The organism is Oceanobacter antarcticus, from assembly GCF_044962685.1.
GTDB lineage: Bacteria > Pseudomonadota > Gammaproteobacteria > Pseudomonadales > Oceanobacteraceae > Oceanobacter > Oceanobacter antarcticus.
In genome coordinates, this window is the sequence record NZ_JBBKTX010000010.1 from 140,272 (window position 1) to 160,473 (window position 20,202).

Sequence of the window (20,202 nt, forward strand, 5' to 3'; positions counted from 1 at the left end):
ATCACCTGATTGCGGGCAGCAACTGTTGTAAACTCCGGGTTTGCTATTCCTCGTCACCACGCATCACTACGTATTACTCCACGTATTACTACGGGCCATTGTCATGTCGTCTCCAGCTGCTTTTGTTCACCTGCGCGTTCACTCTGAATATTCCCTCTACGACAGTACCGTGCGGGTGAAAAAGCTGATTGGCGCTACGGTGGCAGCGAACATGCCCGCCGTCGCCCTGACCGACCAGAGCAATATGTATGCGCTGGTGAAGTTTTACAAAAGCTGCCTGGGGGAGGGCGTCAAGCCGATTCTCGGAGCGGATTTGTGGCTCGAAAATCCGGAAGACAGCTATGCCCCGTTTCGGGTAACGGCACTGTGTATGAACCCGGAAGGTTATCTCGGCTTGCGCGAACTGGTTTCCCAGGCTTATCTGAACCAGCACCACGATAAGCCGGTGGTCAAACGTGAGTGGCTGATCGAAAAAAACAACGGCCTGATCTTGCTCTCCGGTGCCCGCGAAGGGGATGTCGGCCTGCGGGTCTTAAAAGGCAAGCTGGATGCTGCTGAGGCTCTGGTCGCTGAGTACCAGCGGATTTTTGGTGACCGCTTTTATCTCGAAATCCAGCGCACCGGTCGTACCGGTGATGAAACTCTGGTGAAAGCCAGCCTGGTTTTGGCGGGCAAGTTGCGTGTCCCGGTGGTGGCCACCAACGACGTGCGGTTTATTTACGCTGATGACTACGAAGCTCACGAAACCCGGGTCTCGATTGGTCAGGGGTACGCGCTGGATGACAAGCGCCGCCCACGCGAGTACAGCGAACAGCAGTATTTCCGCAGTGCCGAAGAAATGATCGAACTGTTCCCGGACGCGCCAACGGCGATTCAGAACACCATCGAAATTGCCAAACGCTGCTCGGTAGAAGTATTACTGGGCAAATACTTCCTGCCCGACTACCCGATTCCGGCAGGCATGAGCGAAGCGGATTTTTTCCGTAAAATTTCCCAAGTGGGCCTGGAAGAGCGGCTGGAAGTGATTCTGGCTGGTATAGCAAAAGATTCTGACGAGTACCGCGACAAGCGCCAGCCGTATGAAGACCGCCTCAAGTTCGAGCTGGATATTATTATTCAGATGGGTTTTCCCGGTTACTTCCTGATCGTGATGGACTTTATCCAGTGGGCCAAGAATCACGAGATTCCAGTAGGGCCGGGGCGAGGCTCCGGTGCTGGCTCGCTGGTGGCCTATGCGCAGAAAATTACCGATCTGGATCCGCTCGAGTATGATCTGCTGTTCGAACGCTTCCTCAACCCGGAACGGGTATCGATGCCCGATTTCGACATCGATTTCTGTATGGAAGACCGTGAGAAGGTGATTGCCTATGTGGCCGATACCTATGGCCGTCAGGCGGTCTCCCAGATCGTCACCTTCGGCACCATGGCTGCCAGGGCGGTGGTTCGTGACGTTGCCCGTGCCCAGGGCAAGTCGTTTGGTCTGGCTGATCGGCTCTCCAAGCTGATACCGGGTGATCCCGGCATGACGCTGGAAAAGGCACTGACGGCGGAAGCACCGCTGAAAGAATTTCTGGACGAAGACGAGGAAGCCCAGGAAATCTGGGAAATGGCGCTTAAGCTCGAAGGTATCGCCCGCCAGACCGGTAAACACGCTGGTGGTGTGGTGATTGCGCCGACCAAACTGACCGACTTTTCCGCCACCGCCAGTGAGCCGGACGGCAGTGGTCTGGTGACCCAGTTCGACAAGAATGACGTTGAAGAAGCCGGTCTGGTGAAATTCGACTTTTTGGGCTTGCGTACCCTGACCATTATCGATTGGGCGTTAAAAACCATTAACAGCAAGCGCGCCAAGGAAAATCTGCCCCCGGTCGAGATTGAGCATATTCCGCTTGATGATGAAGCGTCGTACACCCTGCTTAAAAAAGCCCAGACCACTGCGGTGTTCCAGCTCGAATCCCGAGGCATGAAAGACCTGATCCGCCGCCTGCAACCCGACAATATCGAAGACATGATCGCCCTGGTGGCACTGTTCCGTCCCGGCCCGCTGGAGTCCGGCATGGTGGACGACTTTATCAACCGTAAACACGGTCGTGCCAAGGTCGCCTATCCACACCCGGACTTCGAACACCCAAGCCTGAAGGAAGTCCTCGAACCGACCTATGGCGTCATCGTCTATCAGGAACAGGTGATGCAAATCGCCCAGGTACTGGCCGGTTACACCCTGGGTGGCGCGGATATGCTGCGGCGTGCCATGGGGAAGAAAAAGCCGGAAGAAATGGCCAAACAGCGGGATATTTTCCGCACCGGTGCTATTGATACCGGGGTTGACCCGGATCTGGCGATGAAAATCTTCGACCTGGTGGAAAAATTCGCCGGTTACGGTTTTAACAAATCCCACTCGGCCGCCTATGCCGTGGTGTCGTACCAAACGCTGTGGTTAAAAACGCACTACCCGGCGCCCTTTATGGCGGCGGTATTAACCTCCGACATGCAGAATACCGACAAGGTGGTGATCTTCTTTGAAGAATGCCGCGAGATGGGTATTGAGCTGGTACTGCCGGATGTTAACCAGTCGCGTTTTGGTTTTACCGTTAACGCCGACGAAGCCATTGTCTACGGCCTCGGTGCGGTAAAAGGCGTCGGAGAAGGCCCGATTGATGCCATTATCGAAGCACGTGCAGCTGGTGGGCCCTTCCAACATCTGTTTGATTTTTGCCAGCGTGTTGACGGTAAAAAAATCAACAAACGCGTTCTCGAAGCGCTGGTGCGCTGCGGTGCCTTCGACAACTTGCCGGTTACCGCACCCCGTGCGGTATTGATGGCCAGTATTGAAGATGCCATGAAAAGTGCAGGCCAAACCGCTGCTAACGAAGCCGCCGGTATGGTGGACCTGTTTGGCGAGGTGCAGGCTGAAGCTGCTGTGGGGGCTGACCCTTACGAACGTTTCCGTCGCCTGCGTGACTGGACGTTAAAAGAACGCCTGCAAGGTGAGAAGGACACCCTCGGCCTGTTTGTTAGCGGACACCCGTTCGATGAATACGAAGCTGAAGTGCGTCAGCTGGCACCAACCAAACTGGTTAACCTGCAAGACAACAAAAAACCGCAGAAGCTGGCAGGGCTGGTGGTTGATATGCGGCTGATGAAAAACAAACGTGGCGAGAACATGTGTTTCGTGACCTTGGACGATCGCTCTGGTCGCATGGAAGTGGCGCTGTTTTCTGACGTCTACGAACAAGTGCGCGAGGTGGTAGCAAAAGACAAGGTGCTAGTGGTCGAAGCCCAGATCAGCCACGACGCCTATTCGGGCGGGCTGAAGGCGATCGGTCGCTCGGCGATGGAGATCAGTCAGGCACGGCTGAACTTTGCCAAATCCATTCGTATCCAGATGAATGGCGAGCGGCTGGATGATAAATCCTGCCAATTGCTGGGGCAGCTGTTGCAGCCACTGGAAGGGGGATGCCCGATTGTGCTGGATTATCGTAACGATACTGCCCGCTGTGATATTCGTCTCGGCGACGAGTGGCGGGTCAACCCCACCGACGACCAGCTACTGCAATTGCGTTACGAATTTGGCGAGCAAGCCGTCGAACTGGTGTTCGGCTGAGAGTGGTCATGAGTATTGCTGACGCGTCAGTTACTGGCACTGAGGGCGCAGACGGCGCTCTTTTGCAACGGCTGGACGAGTTGCTGGCAACCCGAACCAACCCGGCAAGCCAGCTCTGGGTCGGCTTCAGTGGCGGTATGGACTCCTGCGTTTTGCTGCATTTGCTGGCGCTGTGGTGGCAGCAAGGAGGGGCATCGTCATGTGCCGGATTGCATGCTATTCATGTGCATCATGGCTTGATGACAGAAGCGGACGACTGGGCCGGGTTTTGTTCGCAACAGTGCCAGGCGTTGGGAATACCTCTGACCGTTGAACGGGTTCATCTTGGCCGCTGCCAGGATGGTATCGAACAGGCCGCCCGTCGTGCCCGTTACGAGGTGTTTCAGCGTTATTGCCAGTCTGACGATTGGCTGTTGCTGGGGCATCATGCTGATGATCAGGTCGAGACCCTGTTCAATCGCCTGACCCGTGGTAGTGGCCTGAGTGGCTTGGCGGGTATGCCGCAACAACGTTATCTGTCCTCGGCAAGACGACTGGTTGAGCGTTCAGACAACCGACCAGGCGAGGAGGGATCGCCCCGGCTGTTACGGCCTTTGCTGGACTGTTCGCGGCAACAGCTGCTGCAGTATGCTCAGGCGCACCGGCTACACTGGGTAGACGACCCCTCCAATCAGGATACCCGGCTGGAGCGGAATTGGTGGCGGCAGGTGCTGTTGCCGGAGTTGTACCGCCGTTTTCCTGGTCGTGAACACTCACTCAAGCGTACTGCCCGGCGTTTGGCAGCAGACAAGGCTGCGTTTGACCATTTGTTAGCACCGGTGCTTGAGTTATGCACCGACGCTGATAACTGGCCCGGCAATGCAGGTTCCAGTCTGGATATTCAACGCTGGCAGGATCAGCCCAAAGTGCTGCATGAACCGCTGCTGTATGCCTGGTTACAGCACGCCGCTGTGGAGGTTGCCAGTGAGACACGGCTGGCCGAACTGGTAGAACAGGCGTTATATGCAGCGGCGGATGCGCAGATAGTGGTTGAGTTGGGAGATGTTCAAGTACGTCGGTTTCGGGGACGCTTGTACCTGGTGCTGTCGGATCGACACTGGCCTGTCACCGTACCTGCGAGGCTTGCTCTGACCTTGCCAGACACTCAGGCAAGCGCAACGTGTTGCTTGCTGACAAGATGGTCGCTGGGCGAACTGGTCGCCGAGCATTGCCAGCCTGCGGGGACTGACTCTGCCATCGTATTGCTGTCTGGTGACTATCAGCTCACTTGCCAGGCTCACCTCGAACTGTCGCATGCGCTGCTGCTACGGCCGCCAGGGCGTCCGTCCAAATCATTGAAGCAACTGTGGCAAGAAGCCGGAATTCCGCCCTGGTTGCGGCCACATTGGCCGCTGTTACTGCAGCATGAACGGTTGGTTGCCGTTGCAGGGATAGCGGCTGATCAGTCTGTGATTGCCGGGGTGGGCCAACCGGGATATCGACTGGCGTGGCAGTCGTGTCCTGCTTCTTCGATGCTGTAATCGACGGAACCTGAAGGTCTTTACAGACTCCAAAACGACATGTGTCTTGGCCAGAATTGTCTTGTGCTGGCCTTGTTCAACGCTGGTTGATGACCCGCATTTCCTTTTTCACCGTAAAAAATTATCAATATAATGAGGGTACATGCAGCAAGGTCTGATCGCAGGGTTAGTGGTACTGGTCACGGGGGTCGCAGTGGCAGGGTATTGGCAGGTTACGCAGCTGCAATCTGTCGAAGACGCCCAATCTATGGATAACGCGCAGGGCGAGTATCCATCAGGGGACGAATCAGGGCGCGGTACGCCACTTGCTCTGCCAGGTATTGCAGCTGATGCTGCGCCTGAGAGGGTGGGGCCTGAATTGATACCCGTGGCGACTTATCAGGGTGAAGCGTTGGCTGACGAACAGGCAGGATCCGGTATTGCAGCAGTGGACGTTAAGCCATCTGGTGACGATCTTCAGCCGCCGGAACTGACGGTCGAAACGGAGGAATGGCAGCCACCGACGGAACAACAGCAAGCGCTGGAGCAACAGATGCAGCAGCAGGCTCGTCAGCCGTTAAACCTGCACCTGCCTGAGACCATCGGACAAGAGCAACTGACCTATGGAACAGCCTCGGCACTGTTACCTAATGTTTTTAATGCTCAGCCGCAAACCGGGTCGGCGCTGGATCTGTCCGGCAAATTGCACTGGGATGAATCTGAAGCGGCAGAAACCAAGCCGCTGCGGGATACTATCACCGGTGCTGAGGTTGAGCTGAGATTCAAATTACCCTGAGCTGAACACGCGTCTGGTGTTGTATGGCGCAGAGTGGAGAAGCCAGCCTCCCCACTCTGCCAACAGAGTCGATCCGCTCAGGAAATAACCATCCCCAGTCCCAGCACCGCGATATAGCCGAGGGTATAGGCCAGTAGCAAGGCCACAATAAAGCGTAGATAAGTGCCGAAGGTTAATGCCTCAATTTTGCTCATGGCAACAATCCCCGCCGCCGAACCAATAATCAGCAAAGAACCACCGACGCCGACGGCGTAAGTCAACGATAGCCATTCTGCCAGGCTCATGGTGACATCGGCTTTCAGCAACGCTGCGGTTAATGGCACGTTATCAATCAGTGCTGACAGCAAGCCCATCAGATAGTTGGCCGACCAGGCAGGCAGGTGCTCGTACAGACTGACGAATGAATCCAGCGCGTGAATTTCTTTCAGTGCGCCGACCAGTAACAAAATACCAAGGAAGAACAGTAAGGTATCGAACTCGATCTGGCGAACGTAGTTGAGGATCGGGTCGTTTTCGGTGTCTTCACCGTAGGCGCGGGCGACCAGAAACATCACCGCCAGGCCGGTCAGAAAGCTCAGTACCGGTGGGATATCGAACAGCACATTACCTGCAATAGTGGCAATGATGGTACAGATAAAGATCGCGGCAATGGCAAAATCGACCGCTTGCAGATCATGGGTTTTACGCCGAATGATGGCTGTTTCTTTGAGTGGAATCGACAGAATGGCTGCCAGCAAGAGCACTGCCATCAATGACGGCAGCGACAGTAACAGCAGGTTGGTGATGGTGACCTTGCCTTCAAGGAAAATCATCAGAGTGGTGACGTCGCCAGTGATCATGGCGACACCACCTGAGTTCACGGCAAAGACTACCAGCGTGGCAAAGCGCAGGGTTTTACGTATTGGCAAATCCAGCGACAGAATCAGGGCAATGGAAATCAGTGTCGCAGTGATGTTGTCGGCCAGGGAAGAAAATACAAAAGAGAACAGACCTGTCAGGAACAGCAATTTGCGTTCGGAGATCTGGCTGGGCAGTACCTTGTAAATCAGGCTTTCAATCAAGCCTTTTTTGTTCAGATAAACCACAAACGTCATGGCGGCGAGCAGGAATAACCAGAGGCTGGCGATTTCACCGATATTTTCCTCCAGTCCATAAATGACACTGTCGTGTTCACCTGGATTGGCAGAGCTGAATATAAACAGTAACACCCAGGACAGGGCGCCAAGAAACAGCACCGATTGTGCTTTGTTAACATGGATGATTTCTTCGAGAACGACGGATAGCAGGCCGAGAATGGCCAGACCTATTAGCAGATAATGCAGTATGTCTGTCATGCAGGCTCCAGGAATTGATGAAAAACTCATTCACCAGACATCACGGTAGCCCAGGGTAGCCGTATTGAGAGGGAAGAAGTGTTCATCACCAGTAAGTAGTAGGGGCGGCAATTCTAGAGCAGAAATTGTTGGTGTAAAAGTGGTTAATTAACGAACTCAGCAATACTTTGGTGTCGTTAATGGTACGAAAAACCTTAAAATAGTCAGAAAGAAAACCTGTTTTTATCGTAACAAAGACAGCCGTTGCGACTTGGCTCCATATTGGTTTTGGTGGGCAATGGATGGTGCGCTGTTGTCCGGGCAGTCGCGGAGACAACGTCCAGGTCGTCTCCAGTCTTGAGGGGACATCTATTTAATCCTGCACGGCTCTGCGCGAGTGTTGCCGTTGTTCAGGGCAAGGCGACGAATGCAGCGAAATGACGAGTCCTTTTCAAATTCGTCAACACCGCACTGGACGGCGGCAACCCGCGCCCTTCGGGGGCTGCCGGATGATCTCGACTTGGTGTCGCCGACTTTTGACTTGACCCGTCAGGCCTGCAAGTCGGCTTCGTGATTCGAAACCATCCGGTGGCCAAGAGTGAGCACCGGATTAAATAGATGTCCCCTTGAGCGGACAGGTCAGCCGACGGTTGTTATCGTCGTTGACGTTGCATCAGCCTGTACGGTTGCGTTGGTCAGTGCGGTTGCATCAGCCGGTGATGCGTTCCAGTCACACAGCAATTCAGCCAGCACATGGGCTTGTACGCGCAAGGCTTCCAGTTCCTCGGGAGTGTCTCGTGAGCCGGAAAACAGAGGAATTGTGCGCAGCCTGGGTACCAGAGGATGGGACGGATTGGCAAAGCGGTTTTTCTCGATGTTCCAGCGGATATTGGCCGTCAGCATACGGAAAAAGCTGAGTTTGGTGGCTAGGGTAAACATCGAAAAATCACTGATGTCGCGGAAGTGCTCGTAATCGACACCGGCGAGGATGGCATTACGGGTCTTGACTCGCAGCGAGGCAGAACGGCGGTCATCCAGCACCATCGCCATCACGCCCAGTAATTCCCCGGCGCTGATAATATTGATCGGTGTGCTGTTATCGTCTGCCAGCACCTCCAGTTCTCCTCGCAAGAGAAAATAGAGAATGTTGGCGGGCTCGTCCTTGTGCAAGAGGGTTTCGCCCTGTTCGGCAAAACCAAATTGTGTCAGGGACATCAATAGTTCGAACTGGGTCTGATCGGTGTGGATCAGCTCCTTGTAGAAGGTTACGCCAGCCAGAAGACGATGAAGTGTATCTGGAGGGCAATCCTCACGAGTTATGCGTCGCATAGACTTTCCTGCAGTTGGCAGTGTCAGAATGGCATGACTATAGCACGGCATATCGTTCTGGTTTGGGTCAAGATCAATGTGATTTTGACTTTTTTGCCGTTTCGGGTGAAAAAATTTATAAATGGTTAACTAATTAAAAATCGCTTTTTTAACAAAGAGTTAGAGAACCTGTTTGATATGATTCAGGGCATTGTCAAGCCATCGGCAGGGCAATATCGGCGACACCTTTGCAACAATCAGTGGGCAAACTGGTCTTTGATTGTTGGCTGTCAGGAATTGCTCATGAAACTGTTCCAGTGTTCTAAGTGTCAGCACGTTCTGTATTTTGAAAACACTCTGTGTGAGCGCTGTCAGAGTCCGTTGGGATACCTCCCCGAACTGGAGCAGCTGGTGCCGCTGATACGTGCTGATCAGGAATCCAGCTGGGAAGCCTCGGAGATACCAGGTGCGCGTTGGCGTTACTGTGATAACCATCAACAAAATGTCTGTAACTGGCTGGTAGCCGCAGACAGCACCGATACCTTATGTTCAGCCTGTCGTCTGAATCGTCATATTCCCAATCTTGCCCGGAGTGGCCATCAGCATGCCTGGCGAATGCTGGAAATTGCCAAACATCGGCTGGTGTACAGTTTATTTCGCTTTCGTTTGCCGCTGGCAAGCAAGCAGGATCAGCCAGACAGCGGCCTAGCGTTTGACTTTATTGATGAAGATGGAGCACTGCCGGAAGGCGTGGCCGCAACCACAGGGCATGCTGATGGCCTGGTCACGATCAATCTCAACGAAGCGGATAATGTGGAACGAGAGCAGATACGGGAAGATATGGACGAGTCCTATCGAACCCTGATCGGTCATTTTCGCCATGAGATCGGACATTATTACTGGGAATTGCTGGTGCAGCCGGATGACTCGGTACTGTCCCGCTTTCGGGAGTGTTTTGGTGATGAACGCGCCGACTATGGCGAAACGATGGCGCGTTATTACCAGCAAGGTGCTCCCTCCTCATGGCGTCAGCAATTTGTCAGCGCCTATGCTACGTCACATCCTTGGGAAGATTGGGCAGAAACCTGGGCTCACTACCTGCATCTGATTGACATGCTGGAAACCGCCTTTGCCTTTGGTTTATCGCTAGCGCCACTGTCTGGCGGTTCTCAGCTATGCACTCAGGCGGTATTTGATCCTTATCAACAGCAAGACTTTAGCGTTATTCTCGACGTCTGTTTGCCCGTCACCTATGCCGTCAACAGCCTTAATCGCAGTATGGGACAGCCGGATTTGTACCCATTTGTACTGACGGATGCCGTCGTGGCCAAACTGACCTTTATTCATGAATTGTTGTGGCAGTGGCGGCAAACGACGCCGATTGCGACGGTGACCCAAATCTGACTTTGTTTCTGCGGATAATTGCCGCCGAGATTCAACTCGCCAGGAGGTAACGCTCAATGTTTTGGGAAGTCATTGATTTCTGGTTTGAAAATAGTGAACCCAGGCAATGGTTTGCTAAAGATGCTGCATTTGATGAGCAGATCCGGCAGCAATTTGGTGACCTGCATCGACGCGCCTGTGCCGGAGAGTTATGGCAATGGCGTAATGAACCCCATGGATGCCTGGCGGAAGTGATTGTACTGGATCAGTTTTCCCGCAACCTGTTTCGCGATCACCCGCGAGCATTTGCCCAGGATGGCATGGCGCTGGTACTGGCTCAGGAGGCCGTTCGGCAGCATGCCGATCAGGAACTGAACAGCATGCAGCGAAATTTCCTCTATATGCCGTTTATGCACAGTGAATCCCGCTTGGTACATACCGAAGCGGTGCGATTGTTTGAGCAAAATGGCATCGAAAATACCCTGACCTTTGAGCATCGCCACCGGGATATTATTGAGCAGTTTGGCCGCTATCCACACCGTAATGCCATCCTGGGGCGTGAATCGACCGCTGCCGAACTCGCTTTTTTGCAGCAGCCGGGTTCGTCCTTCTGAGTGACGGCGGCGGACGTTTTTCTGACCCGTAGCCCCTGAAAGCTGCCTTTATATCGGGGTTATGCGGGTTGCCTGAATGGCGGTCAGGGCAATGGTATAGATAATATCCTCGACGCTGGCACCTCGTGACAGATCATTCACGGGTTTGGCCAAGCCTTGCAGCATGGGGCCAATACTGATGACTCGGGCACTGCGCTGAACCGCTTTGTAGGTGGTGTTGCCGGTATTCAGATCCGGGAAAATCAGCACCGTGGCCTTGCCAGCGACCGGGCTGTTGGGTGCCTTGCTATGGGCGACCGCTGGTGTGGTGGCGGCATCGTATTGTAATGGGCCATCGATCAGAATATCGCTGCGCTGCTGTTTAACCAGAGCCGTTGCCTGACGCACTTTTTCGACATCGTTCCCCGTGCCCGAGGCACCTGTGCTGTAGCTGATCATGGCGACTCTGGGCTCGATGCCCATGGCCGCAGCAGAGTCGGCACTCTGGATAGCAATATCTGCCAGCTCTTCGGCACTGGGATCCGGGTTGACGGCACAATCGCCATACACCAGCACCTGGTCGGGTAAGCCCATAAAAAATACCGATGACACCAGTTTGGCCCCCGGTGCGGTGCGAATCAGCTGCAACGCCGGACGAATGGTATTGGCAGTCGTGTGAATCGCACCGGATACCAGCCCATCGACATCGCTGCATTGCAGCATCATGGTGGCGAGCACGACGTTATCTTCCAGTTCCACGCTGGCACAGTCCCGCGTCAGTTGTTTGTGTTTGCGTAACTCGACCATGGCATCGACGTACTGAGAGCGCAGGCTTGCTGGCCGCAGTATCTGCAAACCCTCTGGCAGTTCCAGACCCCTGGCTTTTATTAACAGGCGGATTTCATCCGGGTCACCCAGCAGAATACAACGGGCAATGCCGCGTTTCTGACATTCAATCGCGGCTTCGATCGTGCGCGGTTCATTACCTTCGGGCAACACAATACATTGGTTGGCGGCGATGGCTTTTTGCACCAGTGAGTATCGAAAGGCCGCAGGGCTGAGCCGGGTAGCATGGGGGGCTCCCAGGGCATCGACCAGAGCCTGGGTGTCTATCTGGCTGGCGACACTGGCCATGATGCGCAACACCCGCTCAACATCATCGACAGGTACTTGATGGCTGAGTTGTTGCAGGCGGATGGCCACGCTGGTCAGGTCTTCCGCTGTGGTCATCACCGGCAATCCCCCGGCCCAGGCGCTGCGACAGGCTTGCTGTATCTGTTCACAGGGCTGACCCCCATCGGTCAGCAGCAGTCCGGCCAATGGTGTTCCTCCCAGACTGACCATCGAAGCCGCCAGTATCAGATCTTCCCGGTCGGAGGGTGTGACCAAGAGCGTACCTGGCTTTAACTGGGCGAGGGTGTGGCGCAGAGTGCGGGCGCCCATCAGAATGTTGGCAACCCGGCGTTGTGTTAATTCCCCTTCATTGAGCAGGCTGGCACCGATCGTTTTGCACACATCGCTGCTACGGGGCTGCGTCAGTTCCGGGTTCCAGGGCATCCGCCCCATGCACGGTGGTAAATCATCCGCCATCTCGGTTTGGTGGCTATCGTCGGCCTTGTTAATAATGTGGCCGATCACATTAACATCGGCGGCGCGGAACAGCCCGGCTTGTAATTGCAGTTCATGCTTTACCCGGATGCCGCTGTGATGGTGACCACTGAGTACCAGCAGTACATCGGCTCCCAGTGCCTTGGCCATTTCGACATTAAGGCGCGCGGTGTAAGGCTCGGTTCGGTCGGGAACGATGCCTTCAATAATGACCACATCCGGTTGTTGACGGCTGGTCTCTTCATGCAGTGCGACCACATCTTCCAGCACCCGATCCAGCTGGCCAGTATTAATACGCTGCTGTACCGCACCCAGTGCCATGGGTATCGGTGTCTGAATACCCATGACGGAACGTACCAGAGTGGTGGAACGCTCCGGTTCATTGGTTAACGCCGCCACCGGTTTCAGAAACGCGGTTTTGACACCCAAAGTATCCAGCGCATGTAACAGGCCCAGACTGATGGTGGTGAGACCGGCATCGACTCCGGTCGGAGCAATAAGCAGATGAATCATTGGCTGATCAGCGTCCGTGTATCGTTGGCAATCATGGTTTCTTCGGAGGTCGGGATGACCATCACCAGAGGAGTATCTGGCTGACTGATGCGTCCCTGTTGATCACCGTGCTGCTGGTTGAGCTGATCGTCCAGCAGGAACGGCATGCTCTGCCATTGGGCCAGAATACGCTGGCGAATATCACTGGCATGTTCGCCGATACCGCCGGTAAAGATCACTGCGTCAAGGTGAGGCAAAGAGCAGGACAGCGCTGCCAGCTCGCGCGCAATACGAAAGGTGAAGACATTGATGGCGCGTTTGGCACCTGCATGTCCTTCGGCTTCCGACTCGAGTAATACCCGCATATCGTTGCCGATACCGGATAACCCCTTCAGGCCGCTGTGTTTGTTAAGCGCCGTCATAATGTCGTCCATGCTGAGGTCGGAATGATGCAACATATGCTGGGCCAGTCCTGGATCGATATTGCCGCAGCGGGTGCCCATCACCACGCCTTCCAGCGGAGTCAGACCCATGCTGGTATCGACAGATTGCCCTGCTCTGACAGCGCAAACGCTACAGCCATTGCCCAAATGACTGATCAGTAAATTGAGGGAGGCCGCCGGTTTGGACAGCCTCTGGCTGGCCTGCTCCAGAATGTAACGGTAGCTGGTGCCATGAAAACCATAACGTCGCACACCGGCCTTTTCGTACCAATCATACGGTGTGCCATAGAGCCAGGTTTGCTCTGGAATACTCTGGTGAAAAGCCGTATCAAAAACCGCGACCTGAGGCGCAGCAGGGAACAGTTCTTTGCACAAATGAATACCGGTCAGATTCATCGGATTGTGCAGCGGTGCCAGGGGTGACAAGGTTTCCAGCTCGGCAATATTGTCGGCATCCAGCAAAATACTGTCATGGAAGCGTTCGCCACCATGCACCACCCGATGACCGACACCGGCAAGGTCGTGGAGTTTGTCCTGAGTAGCATGGATAAAGGCCCGCATGCCTTCCTTGTGGCCTGATCCTGGTGCCAGATCGATGCGTATTTCGGGGTCGCCGTGCAGGATCAGATGAGGTTCATCTTCTCCCAGGCGTTCGGCGACGCCGGTGAACGTGGTTTTGGGACAGTGATCTTCGGGAAACAGGGCAAACTTGATGGATGAGCTGCCACAGTTGATGACCAGAATGGGCTGTTTCATTCGCTCTCCTGATGGTGTTTGGCCCCGTTATAATGATCGTTAACCAAGGCGACGACGTTGATCGATCACATCCTGAACCGCATTTGTTGCACTCTTTGTTCTCTTTGTATTCTGGGTCTGTCACTTTCTTCCGCAAAAGGGAGCATCGCCAGCCTGAATTGGATTGTGACAAGACTCTCGGGCCAGCATGGCGGCCTTACGATTGACTCCCCAGCGATAACCACCGATGGCACCACTGGCCTGAATCACCCGATGACAGGGGATCAGCCAGGCCACCGGATTGGCACCGACGGCTCCCCCGACCGCACGGCTGGCGTTAGGGTTGCCCAAAGCGGCAGCCAGGGCCCCATACGTTGTGTGCGACCCACTGCCAATCTCCAGTAACGCCCGCCAGACACTGACCTGAAAATTGGTACCACGCAGCAACAGCGGGATGCGTTGCATCTGTAGCGATGAATCCCGCTTCTGCAGTGGCTGAAACAAGCGATCGAGAAGACGGCTGGCAGCGGTATTGTCTGCCACTAATTGCGCGTTTGGCCAGTTGCCCTGCAAACGTTCAAAAGCGTCGTTATCTTTATCTTTATCTTTATCGTTGCCGTTAGCGGAGGCTTTGGATTGCTTGGTCGCTGCCTGCGTCTGCTCAATAAACGTCAGCAGGCAAATGCCCCGGTCGGTCCAGGCGATAAAAGCCTCACCAAACAGAGTAAAGCCCTGGCCATAACGGATAAGCAAGTTTGCTCCCATGCGCTTGAAATCACCCGGCGTAACAGCCTCGATAGCGACAAAGTGATCGTAAAGACGGGACGGGCTGCTCAACCCCAGCGCCAGGCTGGTATCCAGCAGACTGTGATTGTCGAGCAGCAGCGGTTTAGCCTGTGCGGTGGTGAGTGTTTGTAAAAAACGTTTTGGCGACACCCCCGCCCAGCGCTGGAACAGCTTCAGACAATAGCTTGGGCTGAGCTGCAAATACGCCGCCAGCGGCTCCAGCTCCGGCTGTTCGGTCAGATGATGTTGCAGATAATCGATAGCGGCGGCAATACGCAGAAAATCACGGCACTGCTGCTCGCCAGTGTATGGCTCACAACACGGGACAGAACTCTGCGGTAATACAGAAAACGTATGCAGGTCGCTCATGGCAAATAAGTCGGGTAGGGGAATCAACCCAAAGCATACCCGGCTACCCTGGTGGCAGCGACCCGATTCTGGCACTCGACGCTGCGCTGTTAATCCGAGGTGAATATACGCAGAGCAGGCTCGCTCTCCTATCGCTAACGGCCGGGGCGGAAGCATACAGACCGGTTTTGTTGACCAGAACACCGATCGTGATAGACCACTACTGTCCGGTTAACCAAATCCCAGCCACACCCACCCCTTTCGGTGGCAGAGACTTCGTGACCTTGTAATTCATATCTTTCTTCATCCGGCCCACAAACAGACAGCCCTCATTCACGAGTTTTTCGAGCTACACCCCACCGTTATAAGCACGATCAAATACGTAAGTAGTCCCCTTAAAAACAGAGAGTTGATAGATGGCGCGGCCATCATTGACCCTGAGTCATAACTTCCCGAAGACCTTTCTGTCTGGCCAAACGGGACAGCAAGCGAAAGAACAGCATGTAATAGACCAGCGTGGAGCGCTTTTGATTGGCATCGGCCAGAGTGCTTTTGCGAACGGGCTTCAGGCCCAGATGGTACAGACGGCGGGATTGAACATCGAGCTGTTCAACCAGCCCTCGCAGAGAGGAAGCACCACTCAGCTGACCCACCAGCAAGGCCACCAATTGCCCCCAGCATGACAAGGTTCGTGTGCGTTTGTCGGCCTGGTATTGATCGACGGTTTTCTGAAATTGATGACGAGGGATGATGTTGAGTCGCTGTGCCAGTACGGTGTTAGCATGTGCCAAGCCCGGTTCCTCTGAATGATGTCTGTGAGAAGCTTCATTTTACCGGAAACGGCATGGGAACCGGGTTTCTTTCTTTTGGCGGGTCAGTTAACTGGACAATAGTGATTGAAGATAGGTTTTCTCTGTTCTGAGGCTGTATCCATTCAGCCGCATGAATCTGGAGACTTGATTGATGAAAGGGCTTTTGGGGACATCTATTTAATCCTGCACGGCTCTGCGCGAGTGTTGCCGTTGTTCAGGGCAAGGCGACGAATGCAGCGAAATGACGAGTCCTTTTCAAATTCGTCAACACTGCACTGGACGGCGGCAACCCGCGCCCTTCGGGGGCTGCCGGATGATCTCGACTCGGTGTCGCCGACGTTTGACTTGACCCGTCAGGCCTGCAAGTCGGCTTCGTGATTCGAAACCATCCGGTGGCCCAGAGTGAGCACCGGATTAAATAGATGTCCCCTAAAGCATGCTCTTCATCCGTTATATCCATTACCCGACCATCCTTTTATTAAATTTGCTTAGTAAATTTGTTTAGTATGTCATCGACATCAGCAATGGGGAAAAGCACATAATGTAATCTGGCCTCTAAATTATTAGGTATTTTTTTCTTCAATGCCGTAAGGTTAATTCTAGATGCCGCAGACCTTATGCTTTCTAACGAACTATCATTTAGTTCTTGTTGGTTTTTTCCGCTCACTGCTTCATCGTTTCTATAAGCAACTAAGCACACTAGATTTACTTCAATATTATCCGACTTTCCTTCAAGGTAACTACGAACAATATCCTCTAGCTTTTCAGGAATAAAATCCTCAAATGTGTATAAATTCAACTCATTTCGATGCCCAAGATAGTGCTCAATCATATCCTCTACTGAATCGTGCAGGGCATTATTGAAGTTTTTTCCTTTGGCATCATAGGTTTTGCACTCTGCAAGATAGAGCTTATATCCCCCATCATCAGCAGATACATGTATCGCGTCAGCCCCATTCCTCTCAAGAGCTGGATTTGTTGTTATTTTCATCTTTCTTAAGACCGGAACGGCTTTAAAATGATACTGTAGAAGATAGAATATAAGAAGTTCTGAAAACTGGCCTTTTAGATTACTTTTTCGAAACTTGTTGTGGGAGCGACGCCGCAATTCGCTGTATGCACTGGGTAGATCTCTACCTTCTTCCATTAATTGCTCTACAATTTTCTCTTCTTTCTCTTTGGAATAAACAAACCTGATAATTCCGTTTGTAAGTTCATTTACAAATTCATCATGCAGCTCGATTAAATCACTAAATCTTATGGCAGTGCCGACATGGCTATTTTTAGGGGTAAGACCATAGTCTTCGCGAAGATAGATCATTTTTGATATTAACGATCTAGTGTTGGCCAAGAGGCTATCGGTATCTATCACTTCCACAGTTTACTATTCCCAAGTTTTTATTGTTATCCACTCTTACTACTGAAGACTATTCTTCCTCTCCCTCAAATAAGTCCCCAATGGTATCCGCTACTATTTCAGTTGCCCCATCAATTATAGGGCTCAAATAATTACTAATATTTTCTGCTAGTTGCTCACCTGAATCGCTAGCCACTTTCTTTGCCACAGCTTTGATAGTGCCTTTTAAAACACCTGAAAATGAGCCATCTGGAGCTCCAGCTGCTACTAATGCAGCCTTTACGGCTCTTTTATCACTTCTTGTTAATATTTTTTCAATTAATGCAGTTGCTGCCGGCAAGGAAATTTTTACAAGGCTTGGAGAAAATGACCCATCTGATGCGTGCCCTAGGTTTTTCAACTCAGAACGGAGATGGTCAATTACCAAAGGGTTTTCTATTTCTAATACGAAGAGATCTCCTTGCTTCTGCAAAACAGGACTTTTAAGTGCTGTTTTTACTGCATTATCAAGCTGATCTTTGTCCATACGCCTCAATTCTTGATTGTAAATTAAATTTCTTGCTTTGGTTTTCGTGATTTTTAGTTGGGATATTAGATCATATTGCGATTTAGATTCAGGAATAAAATCGACCTTTTCGAGAGCTTCCAAAACGATTAATTCCACTTCCTTGGATGGCAAAGCTCCAAATGCTGGAGACAAATACTTATTTAGCATTTCGGTGAGCACTCTTTTGCAGAGCGCATCATCCACACCTATCATATGCCTATCAATACTCATGCTTGATCTCCTAGATATAGTTCATCAATGTCCGCTTTGGGTCGAAATGAGCCAAAACCTAACCAGCTATATCAATACAAGATAACCACATAAACCACTACGGGCAACCACAATCATTGATGCAGCTTAAGGTTTATCTGAATAACGCAGATATTGCCGTGATCGTCCTCCACTGGCGAAACAGTGGTCGAGGTTAAGCGTCGAAACGCTTACGTACATCCAATCCGCGTAGGGTTGGTTCAGGTTTCCAAAGGGCTGGAATACGCTCTTTGGTTTCCATGAAATGGTCATGGGGTATCGGGGAGCAGGAACGCTCCATGATTGGTGATTGAACGAACAATTGTTCATGCATGGTTGGGTGCAGGATGGAGAGGCATATCTCCAAGCCCCTGCGAGTGGTGAAACGGCGATACGTTTTTTGATACCGAAAAGCTCAATGCTGTATCGGTATCAGGCCGGAGGGATGCAACGGGAACACGCCAGTGGGTTCCCTTGCCAAGATTCCCTTTGTAATCAATTGCTTGCATTTGTATTACACAGGGACATCTTGCAGTGCGCACGACGATAAGTTCCACCACAAACTCATAGCTTTCATCCGCTGGGTTAAACTTCGCTTTCAGAATGAAGTGTTATTAAGCTAGCTATATCAGTAAAGTTGTTGTTTAAAGCTAGCTCACAAGCACTATCGCCATCTGAATTTACTTCTTTCAATCTAGCACCATTCTTGATCAATAATTCGACAATGTCGTAATGTCCACTATAGCTAGCAATCATAATTGGAGTATCTTTGCGGTCATTTGTTTTATCTATATCAGCGCTTTTTGCTAACAGCATTTCTGCTGCTATCACATTTCCCACTCTGCAAGAAAGCATAAGCTCTGTGAAAGACTTATTATTTGGCTCGTCAATTTCGATTTCGTGCTCAAGGAGGTAGAGAGTAATATTTTCATGCTCGTGCAGTAACGACAACATTAAAGGACTGTAGCCGTCACTGTCCCTAATATTATAATTGGCTCCTTTATTCACCAAGCTCTTAACTATTTCAATGTCGCCAAGCTCGCAGGCCAGTAGAAGTGGTGTATATTGAGCGCTTCCAATATTCCCCTCCAATTCATAACGATTCATATATTGAAGAAGAAAATCAACCGCCTCAGGATTGCCTGAGATAATGGCGCAAATTAGAGGCGAAAGGCCTGCATTCTGTAGGTAGTCACTTTTAGTATCTTTCTGATATTTAATGATGCTGTCCAATATATTATCTGCACCATCGAGAGACGAAACCGCCCTTAGCCATAATTCATCGTTATAAAATATTTGATCACCAAATGTTTTATTGATTACTCTTGAAGGAATATTGAATTTTAAATACTGATAGCGAGAACTTTTCTTGTATTTGTTGTAAGCATTGACTGGTGCTGAATTCAAAACGCAATTAGTGATTAATTCAGGATAATCGAAATGATTATAATCATGCTTATTCTTTTTTGAATAACTATCGAGAGTGTCAATAATAAATACGATAAACTGCTGCGGGGTGAAAAAGTAGCAGTCGTATTTATTAAAGTAGGGAGGATGTAAAAAATAGTTGTATGAACTTATAAATCCCTCATCATTACTCATACAGATAAGGTTCATTAATGCCATGCTTGCAGCGAATTTATACTTCTTATTGCCTTTAAGGGATATACTTCTCAAGAACTCAGCTAAGTTACCTCTGCTTTTATTGAAAAATTGACTGTCGTGGTTATCATTCATCATATTTCTAATGAGTCTGATTAGAAATTCAAAAAACTCAACGTAATCGTCATCGTTTTCTGATAGTTCATGGAATAATAACCCTTCAAGTGAGGCCCTCATCCACTTGATGTCATCCATTCTGTTTATGAATAGTAAGAAAAAACTTTCCCCTAGCAAATCTGGAGTAATCGGAAATATATATTCACTTTTACTCGATGGAGATATCTTTTTACATAATTTAATGACTTTCAAAATATCATCAGGAATAGCCTCTTTAGGGAAACTGTTTTGAACTTTTTTAAATGTTGAAGATGACACCCCGCCTTTAACCGTGGCTGTCACAACAAGGGAGGATGCCCAGATTTTATGCAAATCAAAATCTCCCTCCCAGAGTAGGCTTTCAGATTTGATACCTAGAGAGCTTGTGATCAAATCACGTCGATCAAGATTAGAGAAGTCTCTTCCGCATTTGATAGAATCTCCAGCTAGTGTCCCTTAACAAAAATAAATAGAATTTATATGAGTGGTTATAGTCTACTTTGAGGAGTGCATTTTCAGGCAGAGGCAAACCATGGGACGACCAGTCAAAGTGCTCGACATCACTGACGAT

At 51.4% G+C, this 20,202-nt stretch carries 16 protein-coding genes; 7 read left to right on the top strand and 9 right to left on the bottom strand.

The window, feature by feature from the left end; genetic code table 11:
* Window positions 1–103 precede the first annotated feature (103 nt).
* From dnaE to WG929_RS09975, 3 genes are all read left to right on the top strand, one after another.
* Window positions 104–3,604 (top strand): DNA polymerase III subunit alpha, encoded by a 3,501-nt coding sequence (gene dnaE / locus WG929_RS09965; RefSeq protein ID WP_416205916.1) that lies wholly within the window; start codon window positions 104–106, stop codon window positions 3,602–3,604.
* An 8-nt stretch (window positions 3,605–3,612) separates the two neighbouring features.
* The gene (gene tilS / locus WG929_RS09970; RefSeq protein WP_416205917.1) at window positions 3,613–5,124 is read left to right on the top strand and encodes a tRNA lysidine(34) synthetase TilS; all 1,512 of its coding nucleotides are present in this window, start codon (window positions 3,613–3,615) and stop codon (window positions 5,122–5,124) included.
* 142 nt (window positions 5,125–5,266) lie between these two features.
* Complete coding sequence (locus tag WG929_RS09975; RefSeq protein ID WP_416205918.1) at window positions 5,267–5,899, top strand: hypothetical protein; 633 nt, start codon at window positions 5,267–5,269, stop codon at window positions 5,897–5,899.
* A gap of 77 nt (window positions 5,900–5,976) precedes the next feature.
* On the opposite strand, the gene nhaD is transcribed toward WG929_RS09975, so the two are convergent.
* Entirely contained in the window at window positions 5,977–7,233 is a 1,257-nt protein-coding gene (nhaD, locus tag WG929_RS09980; RefSeq protein WP_416205919.1) for a sodium:proton antiporter NhaD, read from the bottom strand.
* A 406-nt stretch (window positions 7,234–7,639) separates the two neighbouring features.
* Here nhaD and WG929_RS09985 point away from each other — a divergent pair, with 406 nt between their 5' ends.
* Window positions 7,640–7,786: a hypothetical protein gene (locus WG929_RS09985; protein ID WP_416205920.1), complete on the top strand. Its 147-nt coding sequence runs from the start codon at window positions 7,640–7,642 to the stop codon at window positions 7,784–7,786.
* 65 nt (window positions 7,787–7,851) lie between these two features.
* On the opposite strand, the gene WG929_RS09990 is transcribed toward WG929_RS09985, so the two are convergent.
* Window positions 7,852–8,541, bottom strand: a complete 690-nt coding sequence (locus WG929_RS09990) for a cyclic nucleotide-binding domain-containing protein (protein ID WP_416205921.1) — start codon at window positions 8,539–8,541, stop codon at window positions 7,852–7,854.
* Window positions 8,542–8,823: 282 nt separating this feature from the next.
* Between WG929_RS09990 and WG929_RS09995 the strand changes: the two genes are divergently transcribed.
* The gene (locus WG929_RS09995) at window positions 8,824–9,924 is read left to right on the top strand and encodes a zinc-binding metallopeptidase family protein (protein WP_416205922.1); all 1,101 of its coding nucleotides are present in this window, start codon (window positions 8,824–8,826) and stop codon (window positions 9,922–9,924) included.
* Between the two features lie 56 nt (window positions 9,925–9,980).
* Window positions 9,981–10,517 carry a DUF924 family protein gene (locus WG929_RS10000; protein ID WP_416205923.1) on the top strand — a complete coding sequence of 179 codons (537 nt, stop codon included), beginning with the start codon at window positions 9,981–9,983 and terminating at the stop codon, window positions 10,515–10,517.
* 48 nt (window positions 10,518–10,565) lie between these two features.
* Here the strand turns inward: WG929_RS10000 and pta are convergent, their stop codons facing one another.
* From pta to WG929_RS10020, 4 genes are all read right to left on the bottom strand, one after another.
* Window positions 10,566–12,617 carry a phosphate acetyltransferase gene (gene pta / locus WG929_RS10005; protein ID WP_416205924.1) on the bottom strand — a complete coding sequence of 684 codons (2,052 nt, stop codon included), beginning with the start codon at window positions 12,615–12,617 and terminating at the stop codon, window positions 10,566–10,568.
* Complete coding sequence (locus WG929_RS10010) at window positions 12,614–13,795, bottom strand: acetate/propionate family kinase (RefSeq protein WP_369857333.1); 1,182 nt, start codon at window positions 13,793–13,795, stop codon at window positions 12,614–12,616. Before WG929_RS10010 ends, pta begins: the two co-directional genes overlap by 4 nt.
* A 120-nt stretch (window positions 13,796–13,915) precedes the next feature.
* The gene (locus WG929_RS10015) at window positions 13,916–14,929 is read right to left on the bottom strand and encodes a methylated-DNA--[protein]-cysteine S-methyltransferase (protein WP_416205925.1); all 1,014 of its coding nucleotides are present in this window, start codon (window positions 14,927–14,929) and stop codon (window positions 13,916–13,918) included.
* Window positions 14,930–15,336: 407 nt separating this feature from the next.
* Window positions 15,337–15,699: a DUF4372 domain-containing protein gene (locus tag WG929_RS10020; RefSeq protein WP_416205926.1), complete on the bottom strand. Its 363-nt coding sequence runs from the start codon at window positions 15,697–15,699 to the stop codon at window positions 15,337–15,339.
* 252 nt (window positions 15,700–15,951) lie between these two features.
* On the opposite strand from WG929_RS10020, the gene WG929_RS10025 reads away from it, so the two are divergent.
* Window positions 15,952–16,098: a hypothetical protein gene (locus WG929_RS10025; RefSeq protein ID WP_416205927.1), complete on the top strand. Its 147-nt coding sequence runs from the start codon at window positions 15,952–15,954 to the stop codon at window positions 16,096–16,098.
* Window positions 16,099–16,198: 100 nt separating this feature from the next.
* On the opposite strand, the gene WG929_RS10030 is transcribed toward WG929_RS10025, so the two are convergent.
* The 3 genes from WG929_RS10030 to WG929_RS10040 all read right to left on the bottom strand — a co-directional run bounded on the left by WG929_RS10030 (window position 16,199) and on the right by WG929_RS10040 (window position 19,964).
* Window positions 16,199–17,098 carry a HamA C-terminal domain-containing protein gene (locus WG929_RS10030; protein ID WP_416205928.1) on the bottom strand — a complete coding sequence of 300 codons (900 nt, stop codon included), beginning with the start codon at window positions 17,096–17,098 and terminating at the stop codon, window positions 16,199–16,201.
* Between the two features lie 49 nt (window positions 17,099–17,147).
* A complete protein-coding gene (locus WG929_RS10035) occupies window positions 17,148–17,855 on the bottom strand; it encodes a hypothetical protein (RefSeq protein ID WP_416205929.1) in 708 nt (235 codons plus the stop codon).
* 603 nt (window positions 17,856–18,458) lie between these two features.
* On the bottom strand, window positions 18,459–19,964 hold the full coding sequence (locus WG929_RS10040) for an ankyrin repeat domain-containing protein (RefSeq protein ID WP_416205930.1): 1,506 nt from the start codon (window positions 19,962–19,964) through the stop codon (window positions 18,459–18,461).
* Window positions 19,965–20,202: the final 238 nt, after the last annotated feature.

What these genes read in the sequence shown, in the direction of transcription:
- dnaE (WP_416205916.1), top strand. Translation starts at nt 104, where the DNA reads ATGTCGTCTCCAGCTGCTTTTGTTCACCTGCGCGTTCACTCTGAATAT.
- tilS (WP_416205917.1), top strand. Translation starts at nt 3,613, where the DNA reads ATGAGTATTGCTGACGCGTCAGTTACTGGCACTGAGGGCGCAGACGGC.
- WG929_RS09975 (WP_416205918.1), top strand. Translation starts at nt 5,267, where the DNA reads ATGCAGCAAGGTCTGATCGCAGGGTTAGTGGTACTGGTCACGGGGGTC.
- nhaD (WP_416205919.1), bottom strand. Translation starts at nt 7,233, where the DNA reads ATGACAGACATACTGCATTATCTGCTAATAGGTCTGGCCATTCTCGGC.
- WG929_RS09985 (WP_416205920.1), top strand. Translation starts at nt 7,640, where the DNA reads ATGCAGCGAAATGACGAGTCCTTTTCAAATTCGTCAACACCGCACTGG.
- WG929_RS09990 (WP_416205921.1), bottom strand. Translation starts at nt 8,541, where the DNA reads ATGCGACGCATAACTCGTGAGGATTGCCCTCCAGATACACTTCATCGT.
- WG929_RS09995 (WP_416205922.1), top strand. Translation starts at nt 8,824, where the DNA reads ATGAAACTGTTCCAGTGTTCTAAGTGTCAGCACGTTCTGTATTTTGAA.
- WG929_RS10000 (WP_416205923.1), top strand. Translation starts at nt 9,981, where the DNA reads ATGTTTTGGGAAGTCATTGATTTCTGGTTTGAAAATAGTGAACCCAGG.
- pta (WP_416205924.1), bottom strand. Translation starts at nt 12,617, where the DNA reads ATGATTCATCTGCTTATTGCTCCGACCGGAGTCGATGCCGGTCTCACC.
- WG929_RS10010 (WP_369857333.1), bottom strand. Translation starts at nt 13,795, where the DNA reads ATGAAACAGCCCATTCTGGTCATCAACTGTGGCAGCTCATCCATCAAG.
- WG929_RS10015 (WP_416205925.1), bottom strand. Translation starts at nt 14,929, where the DNA reads ATGAGCGACCTGCATACGTTTTCTGTATTACCGCAGAGTTCTGTCCCG.
- WG929_RS10025 (WP_416205927.1), top strand. Translation starts at nt 15,952, where the DNA reads ATGCAGCGAAATGACGAGTCCTTTTCAAATTCGTCAACACTGCACTGG.
- WG929_RS10035 (WP_416205929.1), bottom strand. Translation starts at nt 17,855, where the DNA reads ATGAGTATTGATAGGCATATGATAGGTGTGGATGATGCGCTCTGCAAA.